This is a genomic window from Allokutzneria sp. A3M-2-11 16, from assembly GCF_024213555.1.
Classification (GTDB): Bacteria; Actinomycetota; Actinomycetes; order Mycobacteriales; family Pseudonocardiaceae; genus Allokutzneria.
The window spans coordinates 115,127-127,251 of sequence record NZ_JANAVO010000003.1 but is presented as its reverse complement, the minus strand read 5'-3'; the positions used below and the strand labels follow the sequence as shown (position 1 = coordinate 127,251).

The window sequence follows — 12,125 nt, the reverse complement described above, 5'->3', positions numbered from 1 at the left end:
AATCACAGAAATTCAGCAACAGGGCATTCTTGTGTCATTAGCCGTTCTCGAATTCTGAAAAATGGGTGACTGATTTCGTGAAGATTCAGGCGGATTCGGAACAACCGGCCGGTAGATGGCAGAACGTGCGGGTCCTCTGGTCGTTCGTGCGGCCGCACCGGCGGGTGCTTCTGCTGGGCCTCGTGCTCGGGTTGCTGACCACCGGCGCCACGCTGGCGGCACCGATGGTGACCAAGTGGGTGCTCGACGGGCTGGCGGCTTCAGCGTCGATCGCGGCAGCGGTCTGGATCCTGGTGGCGTTGTTGCTCTTCGGATCGGCGATGGGGCTCTGGCAGGGACTCCTGCTCGGCAAGCTGGCCGCGCAGATCGTCCTCGACGCCCGCCGATCCATGGTCCGGCGCCTGTTCCGCGTGCGAGTCGAAGAGATCGCCGGACGGTCCAGTGGAGAGCTGGTCACCAGGGTCACCTCGGACACGGTTCTGCTGCGCGAGGCCGCGGCCTCCAGCGTGATCGAGTCCATCAACGCGGTGGTCGGCCTGATCGGTGCGCTGGTGCTGATGGCGGTGCTGGACTGGGTGTTGCTGGCGACCACCCTGGGCGCGCTGACCCTGATCAGTGTCGTGGTGGCCATGCTCATGCCGAGGATCGCGCTCGCACAACGGGACGCACAGGCGGCCGTCGGCAGGATGGGTGGTCTGCTGGAGGGCGCGCTGCGGGCGATCCGCACGGTCAAAGCCAGCCGCGCGGAGGGCAGGGAGAGCGCACGCGTGCTCGCCGAGGCGGAGGAGTCAGCGAAGCAGGGGATTCGCGCGGTGCGGATCGAGGCGTACTCGTGGACCGTCGCCGGCATGGGCATCCAGCTGGTGATCTTGCTGATCCTGGCGCTGGGCGCCTGGCGCGTGAGCACCGGTGCGATCGCGGTGTCCAGCCTGGTGGCGTTCCTGCTCTACGCCTTTCGACTGATGGAGCCGGTCGAGTCCCTGACCAGGAATGCCGGGCAGTTGCAGTCTGGGATCGCCGCCGCGGAGCGCATCAGGGAAGTACAGGCGCTGGAGGTCGAGCAGGACGGCGAAACCCTGATCACCCGGCGCGCTGCCGAGAACGAGCCGGTGCTGTCCTTCCACGAGGTCACCGCCCGCTACGCACCCGGCTCAGCTCCCGCGCTCGATGGGGTTTCCTTCGACGTCCCGCGGCGTGGTCACACCGCCATCGTCGGTCCCTCGGGTGCGGGCAAGACCACGATCTTCTCGCTGATGCTGCTCTTCCTCCACCCCGAACGCGGGCACCTGACCCTGGACGGTGTGCCCTTCGACCAGTGGTCGGTTGAAGACGTGCGCAAGCGCGTCGTCTACGTCGAGCAGGACACCCCGCTGCTGCCGGGCACGCTCCGGGAGAACCTGCTCTACACCCACGGCGATGCCGACGAGGACGCGATCTGGGCGGCATTGCGGGCTGTGCGCTTGGAAGAGCGGGCGCGGGCGCTACCGGACGGGCTGGACACCCCGTTGGCCAGCGCCACGATCTCCGGCGGTGAGCGCCAGCGGATCGCGCTCGCGAGAGCACTGGTCGACGAACCGGAGATCCTGCTTCTCGACGAAGCGACCGCGCAGCTGGACGGACTCACCGAGTCGGCCGTGCACGAGGCGATCGAACGGATCTCCCAACGCGGGGCGGTCGTCACCATCGCGCACCGCCTGTCCACGGTCATCGACGCCGACCGGATCTTCGTGATGGAAGCGGGCAGGTGCCGCGCCAGCGGCAGCCACGCCGAGCTCATCGGATCAGACGCGCTCTACCGCGATCTGGTCGCCTCACTTCGCATCGCCACGTCCGGCACCGCGGCCGGACCGGTGGCCTAGCGCGATCTTCAGCCTCGGGGTCGGTGCGCTCGGGCGGATGCGTTCACCGAAGCGGCCGGGCTGTCGGTGGCGTCGCAGCACCGGCACAACGCGCTGCAGTCGCACCCGTGCGACCAGGCCCCGCATTCGGGGTCAGAGGAAAGTCAGCCCTCGTCAGCATCTGGCGTTCGTCATTTTCCAGGAAACTCAAGGAGATCGAGCGGTGACCGATCAGCGGACGCGACGTAGCGCCGAGCAGTGGTTCCGGCGCCGGGGTCTGCCATCAGTGGTTCGCGGCCGGCCAACTCGATTAGTGGTCCGCATCGTCCCGGCCGTGGTGCTTGTCGCGCTATGGAATCTGTTGACCGATCTGCTCGTTTGGCTCGCGGAGCAGGGCGGGGACGAACTCGGTCGATTCTATGAGGACAGCGGGTACGCGCTGGCTTACGGCAGCCTGTTGCTCGGCCTAGCCGCGCTACCCGTTCTTGGCGCCTGGCTCGCCGCACGGTGGATCCGTCGGCATATCGTCGAGGCGTATACCGCGCGCGGCTCCGCGCCCGCCGTGACGATCGTTGTCGCGTTCGTGGTGCTCTGTCCGGTGTTCAGCCGCATTGTCAGCCCCACCAGTTCCGTCGTCATGAACATGATCGTCAACCTGAGTACCGTGCTGGTCCTGGTCGGCGCCGCGTTCGTGGGTGCGGGGTCGATCCTGGGGTGGAGCCTGCGCGCGGCCTTCCGTCAGGTCAGGCTGCTGGGCACGCTCGCCAGCCGAGCACTGCCGCTTCTGCTGCTGATCACCATCTTCGGCTTCTTCACCGCTGAGGTCTGGCAGCTCAACGCCGCGTTGCCACGTCACCAGCTGTGGCTGATGGCCGGACTGTTCGCCGCTCTGGCCTTGCTGTTCATGACCGCGATGAACTCCGACGAACTACGGGAACTAGCGGCATCGCAGCCAACCCAGACCGAGGCCGAAAAGCTCCGCGCCAGCCCATTCCGATCCCTGGTAGAGGATGGCGTGGTAGCACCGCCGATCCGTCACGTTCCACTGCGCTGGATCGAGCGCGCCAACATGGTCCTAGTGCTGATGCTCGCGCAGGCGTTCCAGGCGTTGATATTTGCCATTCTGACATTCTGCTTCTTCGTCGCCCTGGGCCTGGTCGCTGTTCGGCCAGAGGTAATGAAGGCCTGGAGCGAGGCGGACCCGGTCGGCGGCACTCTGTTCGGCTTCCAGATCCCGGTACCGGATGTGCTGCTGCAGGTCTCCATTTTTCTAGCCGCGTTCTCTGGACTCAACTTCGTCGCGTCCACATCATCTGACGCCCGGTACCGGCAGTCCTTCCTCAACCCTTTCCTCGACCACATGCGTGTGAGCCTGTCGGCGCGGCAGCTCTATCTGGAGCACTGGAGAACAACCACGACTGGTCAGTCATCAGGGCGCTGATCATCCCTTGCCGCGCTTCAGCGAATCGTTTTCACACATGGCTCGGGATGGGTACTCGGGTCAGGCCGCTCGTGCCTGGTTCTCGTTGTACCTCTCCCCTCGCTCCCGTCTCGGGGACTAACCCATGCACATCTGGTACGCCTTCGCCGCAGCGACGTTCGTCCTCGTGCTCTTCGAGTGCCGAGCCTGGCTCGCCGCACCGACTTCGCCGCGAACCTCCGCCAGCCCGCCATCGCCGAACTCCTCACCGCGGTCGAACCACTCGGTCCGGGCTGATCGTCCTCGGCGACGCCTACCGCACCTTCAACCCCGTCCGCGGACACGGCCTCACCGTCGCCGCACGCTCCGCCCTGGCCCTCCGCGACGGACTCAGCGGAGGTGAAACCGGATCCACCGTCCACAAGGGACAGCTCACGACGACAGCTGCCGACACGCCGTCCAGGCGTCCGCCGAGCACGTCGCACCGCGGCGCGAAAGTGGCCCAGCTCAAGGAGTCGGCTCGGATGAAGGGCGCGAGGCGCGCGGTCGGTTCGCCGGGGTGGTGTCGGTCATTTCGCCGCGGTCTCGTGCGGAGGTGCTGTAGTCGCGCTGGACGTCCGCGACGTCTCGGAGGTAGGTGATCACTGCGGTTGCGGTGGCGGTGTCGAGTCGGGCGGCCACGGCGTCGAGGGCGTGCAGCAGTGGGGTCATGACCCTGACAGCGTCGCGGCGTGCGTGCTCGGTGGCTTCGAGAACGCGACGCCGCCCATCCCGGGGGTCTGGGAGTCGGTTGACGTGGCCGCTCGCGACGAGACGGTCGACGAGGACGGTGGCGGATGCGGAGCTCATGCCCAGGCGCCGTCCGAGTTCGACGGGCCCGAGTGGTTCGGGCGAGTTGAGGATGTGGTTGAGGGCGAGGGAGTCGGTGTAGGGCAGGCCGAGGTCGCGGGCCATGGCGTGTTCGGCCTCGCTGGCGGTGCGCAGCACCGCCCACAGCGCCCACGACGCCTCGTGGGTGCGCAGGAGCCGCCGGCCACGCTGCTCTCCCGCATCCAGGCCCCGCGCGGGCAGCTCGACCATTTCATCCTCGTCTCCGGCCATGACTGGTTCTCCTTGTCGTAGTGGACTGCCGACGGACAGTCTCGCCCCCACTTGACTTCCTAGACTATCTAGCTATCTTTTAGCTAGATAGTCTAGCTAACCTTGGGGTGAGGGCCATGGCAATGCGGTCTGCGGCGAGTCGGAACCACCGCGTGGAGGAGCCCGCCGGGCTGGATCGACGACAGTGGTTGACGCTGGTTGTGCTGACCGTGAGCACGTTCGTCGTCTTGCTTGACGCGAGCGTGGTGAACATCGCGCTGCCGGTGATCGTGCGTGACCTGGGCGGTTCGCTGGACGCGGCGACCTGGCTGCTCGCGGGGTTCGTGCTGTCGTTCGCGGTGTTGCTGCTGCCCGCCGCGCGACTCGCCGATCTGTACGGTCGGCGCCTGTTGTTCGTGCTGGGGATGGCGGTGTTCGCCCTGGCGTCGCTGTGGTGCGCGCTGGGCGGCTCGCTTGAGCAGCTCGTGGCGGGGCGAGTGCTGCAGGGTGGCGGCGCGGCCATGGTGGAGCCGACGGTGCTGGCGCTGATCACGACGACGGTGCCGGCGTCTCGGCGCGGGCTGGCGTTCGGTGTCCAGGGCATCGCCGCGGGCCTGGGCGTTGTGCTCGGTCCCACGCTCGGCGGGGTGATAACGACCGGCTTGTCCTGGGAGTACATCTTCCTGGTCAACGTCCCGGTCGGTGCGATCGCCATCGTCGCCGCGATGCTGGTGATCCCCGAGTCGCGGGCGCCCGACACCTCGAACGTGATCGATCTGCCCGGTGTGGTGCTCAGCTCGGCCGGGCTGTTCTGCCTGGTGTTCCCGATCATCGAGGGCCAGCGCCTCGGCTGGACCTCGCCGTGGGTGGTGGGCATGTTCATCGCCGCGGCGCTGCTGCTGGCTGGCTTTCTCATCGTGCAACACCGGGTGGCTCATCCGCTGATCGAGCTGAGCCTGTTCACCGACCGGCTGTTCGCGGTCGGCAACATCCTGCGGGCAGCGCTCCAGTTCGTCACCCTCGGGCTGTTCTTCCCGCTGGTGCTGTTCCTGCAACTGCAGCTGGGCTACTCCGCGATCGGCACCGCGATCGTGCTGCTCCCGCTGGTGCTGACCACGATCGTGGTATCCCCGCTCGCCGGTGCGGTCTCCGACCGTGCCGACGTGCGATGGCTCGTCGTCCCCGGCTTCCTGCTCACGGCGGCGGGGGCCTTGACCCTGGCCCACCAGGTCTCGGCCGCGGACCGGCCGCTGCTGCTGATCGCACTCGCGCTGACCGGGATCGGGCTGGGCATGCTGGAGGCACCCACGACCAGCGCCACCCTCCGGGACGTGCCAGCCGGACAGGCCGGGATCGCCTCGGGCATCTCCTACGTCACCCTCCTGGTGGGCGCCGAGCTTGGCCTCGCAGTGACCGCGGCGGTCCTGCAGAACCGCTTTGCCGCGAACCTCGGCCGCACCGGATCCGAGGCAGAGGCGGTCGACGTCGCCTCGCAGCTCGCCAGCGGACACCCCCCACCCCAGTCCCTGCCTGGCCTCGACATCGGCGCCGCGTTCTCCAGTGCTACCAGCACCGCGCTGCTCGTGTGTGCCGCCGTCGCCGTGCTCGCCGCGGCCGTCGGCACGCGATTCACCCCGGAGCCGACCGCGCTACCCACTGACCGACGTGACACCCACTGAAAGAGGAGCTGTCTGACATGCCCGATGCCCCGCGCGTCACCGAGGACCCGTTCGTCGCCTCCGGCAGCCGAATCGGGGATCGGCCCGCAGTTCACGACACACTGCGTCGCGCCGGACCGCTGGTTCAGGTCGAGGTACCGGTCAGCGGTCCGGTGTGGATCGTCACCGAGGACGCCCTCGCCAGGGAGGTGCTGTCCGACCCGCGGTTCGCCAAGGACCCGGCCTTGGCGCCCGCGCACTGGCACGGCCTCGATCCCAGCCTCGAGCCACCGGCATCCGAGGTCCGGTCGTTGACCACCCTGGACGGGACCGAGCACCGACGGCTGCGTAGCGCGCACGCCCCGGCGTTCACCCGACGCCGGCTCCTGCTCGGCCGCGACCGCATCGCGACTATCGCCCGTGACCTGCTCACCGAGCTGGCCGAGGAGTCGAGCCGCACCGGAGAACCCACCGACCTGGTCGCGCGGTTCACCACCCACTACCCGCTGATGGTCATCTGCGACCTGCTCGGGGTCCCACTGGACGACCTGGCCCAGGCGAAACAGGCCAGCGAAGCCATGACCCACGGCGACGCCGCACAGGTCTCCGCGGGCTTCGGCGAGCTGGAAGCCATGGTGGCCGCGGCCATCCGCACCAGCAAGGAGCGCGACACCGGAACCCTCACCGACCTCATCGCCGAACGGGCCCGAGCCGAGTTCGACGTCTCCGACGACGAGCTCCTCTACATGATCACCGGGCTGATCTTCGCGGGCCAGGTCACCACCGAGTCCTTTCTCGGGTTCCTGCTCGCCCACCAGCTCGCCGGTCACCTCGTCACCACCGGCGACGATGACGACGACGCGATCGACGCGTTCGTGACCGAAGCACTGCGGCTCTACCCGCCTTCGCCGTTCACGCTGTGGCGCTTCACCACGACCGAGATCGACATCGCGGGCGTGACCCTGCCCGCCGGCGCTCCGGTGCTCGTCGATATCGAAGGCATCAACACCGGCCCTTCCCACCGCCCAGCGCCCTGCGCGTTCGACCCGGGCCGCCCACCCCAGCCCGACCTCACCTTCGGCGACGGCCCACACGTGTGCATCGGCGCCCAACTCGCGCTGCTGGAGGCTCGCGTGGTGATCGCGGTGCTCCGCGAGGACTTCCCGGACGCCCACCTGGCCGTACCGTTCGCCGAGCTCGAACGGGACCCGTCGGTCCACGCACGCCGGCTCGCCGGCCTCCCGACCTGGCTGCGCAGGAGGTAATCGTGCGCACCCTGCTGCGGCTCGTCCGCCCGCACCGACGGACCCTGTCGATCACACTTCTGCTCGGACTGGCCGGCAGCGCGGCCGGCCTGGCGCAGCCGTTGGCCGCCAAGTACGTACTCGACGCACTGTCCGCGCAGGCCGGCTTGCTCGTTCCGATCGTGCTCCTGACCGCGCTGGTGCTTGCCAGCGCTGTGATCAACGCGGTCGAGGCGTGGCTGCTGCAGCGCACCGGCGAGCGCGTCGTACTCACCGTTCGACGACGGCTCGCGCATCGACTGCTGCGCCTGCGGCTGGCGGAGTTGGACGTCTACCAACCCGGCGACCTGGTGTCCCGGGCGACCGCGGACAGCACGCTGTTGCGGGAGGCCTGCACGGGCGCACTGGTGAATTCGGCCAACGGCGCCTTCGCGCTGGTCGGGGCCCTCGTGTTGATGTTCGTGCTGGACCGGCCGCTGTTCGTGGTCACGGTCGGGGTGCTGATCACGGTGGCGGTGCTGATCCTGCTCGTGTTGCCGAAGATTCGGGCCGCGACGTTCCGCGGGCAGCAGGCGGTGGGGTTGCTTGGCGCGGCGTTGGATCGGGCGTTGGCCGCGCCGCGCACCGTCAAGGCTGCCGGCGCGGAGGCGCGGGAGACCGCAGGTGTTGGCGTGGCCGCCGAGCTCTCCTATCGGGCGGGGTTGGTCGACGCCCGGTACTCCGCGTTGGTCGCGGCGCTGAGCGAGTTGTCCCTGCAGGCGGCGTTCCTGACCGTCCTCGGGGTTGGTGGTGCCCTGGTGGCCACCGGCTCGCTGTCGGTGCCGACCCTGGTGGCATTCCTGCTCTACGTGTTCTACCTCGCCTCACCGTTGGCTCAGCTGGTCACCGCGGCCACCACCCTGCAGCAGGGTCGCGGTGCGGTGAAGCGCATCGATGAGGTGGCCACGCTGGCAGCCGAAGATGACGTGGACGACCCGCACGACGGAAAGGGCGAGGAAGCTGACGGCAGCCGAGCCGCCGAGGCGCCGGGGATCGAGTTCCGCGACACCCGCTTCGGCTACCCCGGCCGCGAGCCGGTCTTGCACGGGATCAGCTTCGCCGCACCCCGTGGCGGCCAGACCGCGCTGGTCGGGCCGTCTGGTGCGGGGAAGACCACCGTCTTCTCGCTCATCGAGCGCTTCTACGAACCCACCGCCGGAAAGATCCTGCTGGCCGGACGCGACGTGTCGACGGTCCGACGAATGGAGCTACGCCGCCGAGTCGGCTACGTCGAGCAGGACGCGCCCACGCTCGCCGGTACGTTCGGGGAGAACCTGCGCTACGCCGCCCCGCACGCCTCCGATGAAGCCGTCACCGACGTGCTGCGGGCAACCCGGCTGACCGAGTTGGTCGCGCGTCTACCCCACGGTCTGGATACCGATGTCGGGCCGCGAGGCGTGCGGCTGTCAGGCGGCGAACGGCAGCGGCTGGCAATCGCGCGAGCCCTGCTCCGCGAGCCTGACGTGCTCCTGCTCGACGAGGCGACCTCCCAGCTCGATGCCCGTAACGAGCTAGCCCTTCGCGACACAGTTCAGCGAATTGCCCAACGCTGCACCGTCTTGATCATCGCCCACCGGTTGTCCACGGTCGCCGCCGCCGACCACATCGTCCTCTTGGACGCCGGCCGAATCCGAGCTACCGGCCGACACGACGAACTACTGGCCGCCGACTCGCTCTACCGCGAGCTGGCCACCAGCCAACTCATCGGATCCTGAGCAGCGGACGTCCTCACCTGGGGAACCCAGGGAGCTCTTGGGGTGCGTCGGTGCCAGCCGCCCGGACCAGACGCGGCCAGATCTACACCCCAGCCTGCGTCGCCACACTGCTCGCCGAGATGGTCACCCCCGACGAGCACACCACGCTGCACGAACCGACCGCCGGGACCGGAGGAATGCTCCGCGCAGCCGCACAAGCCATGCGCCGCAATGGAAAAGACCCCCAGACCGTCACGTGGATCGCAGGCACCGTCGTCGTCGACGTCGGCGACACGCTCACCGAGGACTGGGTCACCCGAGCCGTTCGGCAACGCGAGGAGTGCACCGCGCTCGGGCCTGTGGGCACAGCGTGGCCGCGACAGCGCTGGCACCAGTCCTGCCATGGCTGGCGGAGAAGAAACGCTGAGCCCCGATACCACCAGCGGGTGTACGAACCGCGATACTCACACCGGACCGCATGAGCACCGGACTCCTGTGAAGTTCATCCCATGCCGTTGTGGGCCAAGGAAATCGGGGGCGTTCGACTGGGCGGACGAGCTAGCGCTGGGCGGGTCGAAGCCCCTGTAGAAGATGGACGTGACGAGCAGGGGGCCCGATGGGGATTGGCGCGCTCTTTGGCGGCGCGAGCACAAGCACGTCGAGGTCGCCGCCGCCGCGCTCGCGGTGCTACCGGGAGATCCGCTCTCGGTGGTGGTCACGGAGGCGTGGGCCTTCGACGGCGTGTTCGCCGGCGACAACACCAAGGTCTACCGGTTGGCGGACGGCGCGGCCGAGTCCGACTGGATCATGTCCGAGCAGTCGTTCGACACACCGCGGGTCGAGACGGCAAGGGTGGGTGACGGCCACGTCTGCGTCGTCAACACGGGCCGGGGGGTGGTCTGCTTTCCGCCGACGCCGGTGACCAGCGACGTCCAATGGGCCCTCGACCCCGAGGCAGGGGGCAACACGCTGGGTGGGGTGAGCCGAGACGCGCTGGACCTTGTTGTCGGGCGACGAGGAGACCGGTCGCTGGTCGTCGCCGCCTGGGACCTGCTGGATGGAACCGGGCCGTACGTCCAAGCCTTCGACCTGATCAGCGGAGCACCGGTCGCGCGTCCGTGGAGGCTCCCCGCGTCACGCGCCGGAGACTGGCGGCTCGGGCGGCGGGACGGGCGTCCGGTGGCCGCCGCGGTCGATGGAGCCCTGCTGCACGTCCGGTGCGCCGTCACCGGCGCTCCTCAGGCGCTGATCCGCCTGCCCACCCCGCCGGTCGGCGTGCTCGCCGTTGACGACCGGGCTGGTCCGACGCTCATCCTGCTCGGTGCTCCCACCGGTGTCGTCTGCTACGACCTCGCCGCCGAAGCCGTCCACCGCCCGCAGCTGTCCGGTTACCACGGGAAACGCGTTGGAGCGCGGCTCGGCCGGTGGCGGGGACGCCCGGTGGCGGCCGTGCTGACCGACTCGGGGCTCTCGCTGTACGACTTGTCCGCGTCGCCAGGACGTGGGCACCACCTCGACGTCCGAGCCACCGTGCACGACGTGGCGTTCACCGAGCACGGCCGCATGGCCGTCGCGACGTCCGTCGGACCAATGCTCATCGAGATGTGAAATTCCTGCTCACCCTGTAGGCGAATGCCTATTCGTGTTTGAGTGACCATCCGGACGTCGTTCGACCGTGAAATTGCACTGCTTGGACAATGACTCCCCCATTCGCAGCATCGCGGCGCTCGCGCGAACTCGCAATTGTAATCTTTTCTATGCAAGAAGCCATTTGACCACGCTTGACGTTCTATTGGGGCGCAAATAGCCTTGGTCGCACTGTTCCGGCGTACTTTTCCGCATCCGGGTTTCGGATTCGAGCCAGCCCTGGGCAGTTCAGGCTTTGTGCTTCAGTGAAAAATTTCCGCGATTGTCGTGCTGCCCGAAGAGCGGTGCGGTGCGGCGCGGCTGAAAGATGAAGAAACGGGGAATACGTGAACGACTCCGTGCTCGACCGTCCACTCCGGGGCGCGTCGCAGCAGCCGGACTGGGAGGACCGAACTCACGTGGGGCGGGTGCGGGACACCCTGGCCGACAGCCCCGGCCTGGTGACCGGGGAGGAGGTGCAGCACCTGAGGTCGGTCATGGCGATCGTCGCCACGGGCGGGGCCCACGTCGTGCAGGCGGGCGACTGCGCCGAGGATCCGGCCGAATGCGAGGCGGGGCACGTGGCCCGCAAGGTCGGCCTGCTCGACGTGCTCGCGGGCACCGTCAAGATGGCCACGCACCGGCCGGTCGTCCGGATCGGCCGGATGGCGGGCCAGTTCGCCAAACCGAGGTCCAGCCCGACGGAGCTGGTCAACGGGGTCGAGTTGCCCGCCTTCCGCGGGCACATGGTCAACTCGCCCGAGCCGGACCCGCACGGGCGCCGCCCGGACCCCGACCGGCTGCTCATGGGCTACGAGGCCGCCAGGGCGGTCACCCGCCTGCTCGGCTGGGGCGGGCACGGGCGCCGCCACCCGATCTCGCCGCCGGTCTGGACCAGCCACGAGGCGTTGCTCCTGGACTACGAGGTCCCGCTGCTGCGACAGGACGAGGCCGGACGCACGTTCCTGGCGTCCACCCACCTGCCCTGGATCGGCGAGCGCACCCGGGCCGTGGACGGCGCGCACGTCGACCTGCTTTCCGGGGTCGCCAACCCGGTCGCCTGCAAGGTCGGGCCGACGATCGGCACCGACGAGCTCCTGGCGCTGGCCGAACGCCTCGACCCCTACCGCGAGCCGGGCAGGCTCACGCTGATCTCCCGGATGGGCGCCGACCTCGTCGCGTCGAGGCTGCCGGGCCTGGTGGCGGCCGTGCGCTCGGCCGGGCACCCGGTGACCTGGCTGTGCGACCCCATGCACGGCAACACCGTGCGCACCCCCGACGGTCTCAAGACCCGCTACCTGGACACGGTCGTGCGCGAGGTCCAGCGCTTCCAGGTCGCGGTCGCGGCCGAGGGCGGCGTCGCGGGCGGCCTGCACCTGGAGACGACGCCGGACGACGTGACCGAGTGCGCCCGGGACGAGTCGGCGGCGGGCGGTGTCGCCGACAAGTACACGAGCTTCTGCGACCCCCGGCTCAATCCGGACCAGGCGATCGCCGTCGCCACCGCGTGGGGCAGCTGACAACCC

General features: G+C 68.9%; 9 protein-coding genes. 8 read left to right on the top strand and 1 reads right to left on the bottom strand.

From position 1 onward, the window contains the following. Positions 1-125: 125 nt before the first annotated feature. Together NLX83_RS22340 and NLX83_RS22335 are read left to right on the top strand one after the other, a co-directional pair. On the top strand, positions 126-1,859 hold the full coding sequence (locus NLX83_RS22340) for an ABC transporter ATP-binding protein (RefSeq protein WP_254237074.1): 1,734 nt from the start codon (positions 126-128) through the stop codon (positions 1,857-1,859). Between the two features lie 202 nt (positions 1,860-2,061). Continuing rightward, positions 2,062-3,279 (top strand): hypothetical protein, encoded by a 1,218-nt coding sequence (locus NLX83_RS22335; protein ID WP_254237073.1) that lies wholly within the window; start codon positions 2,062-2,064, stop codon positions 3,277-3,279. Between the two features lie 486 nt (positions 3,280-3,765). On the opposite strand, the gene NLX83_RS22330 is transcribed toward NLX83_RS22335, so the two are convergent. Then, positions 3,766-4,359, bottom strand: coding sequence for a MarR family winged helix-turn-helix transcriptional regulator (locus NLX83_RS22330; RefSeq protein ID WP_254237072.1), 594 nt, complete (start codon positions 4,357-4,359; stop codon positions 3,766-3,768). A gap of 116 nt (positions 4,360-4,475) precedes the next feature. Here NLX83_RS22330 and NLX83_RS22325 point away from each other — a divergent pair, with 116 nt between their 5' ends. The 6 genes from NLX83_RS22325 (at position 4,476) to NLX83_RS41935 (ending at position 12,119) form a co-directional block, all read left to right on the top strand. After that, entirely contained in the window at positions 4,476-6,017 is a 1,542-nt protein-coding gene (locus NLX83_RS22325) for a DHA2 family efflux MFS transporter permease subunit (protein ID WP_254237071.1), read from the top strand. A gap of 17 nt (positions 6,018-6,034) precedes the next feature. Beyond that, a complete protein-coding gene (locus NLX83_RS22320) occupies positions 6,035-7,261 on the top strand; it encodes a cytochrome P450 (protein ID WP_254237070.1) in 1,227 nt (408 codons plus the stop codon). 2 nt (positions 7,262-7,263) lie between these two features. Next, on the top strand, positions 7,264-8,994 hold the full coding sequence (locus NLX83_RS22315) for an ABC transporter ATP-binding protein (RefSeq protein WP_254237069.1): 1,731 nt from the start codon (positions 7,264-7,266) through the stop codon (positions 8,992-8,994). Positions 8,995-9,044: 50 nt separating this feature from the next. Then, positions 9,045-9,455, top strand: coding sequence for an N-6 DNA methylase (locus NLX83_RS22310; protein WP_254237068.1), 411 nt, complete (start codon positions 9,045-9,047; stop codon positions 9,453-9,455). A 115-nt stretch (positions 9,456-9,570) separates the two neighbouring features. After that, positions 9,571-10,581 (top strand): hypothetical protein, encoded by a 1,011-nt coding sequence (locus NLX83_RS22305; protein ID WP_254237067.1) that lies wholly within the window; start codon positions 9,571-9,573, stop codon positions 10,579-10,581. Positions 10,582-10,946: 365 nt separating this feature from the next. Next, a complete protein-coding gene (locus NLX83_RS41935) occupies positions 10,947-12,119 on the top strand; it encodes a 3-deoxy-7-phosphoheptulonate synthase (protein ID WP_254237066.1) in 1,173 nt (390 codons plus the stop codon). Positions 12,120-12,125: the final 6 nt, after the last annotated feature.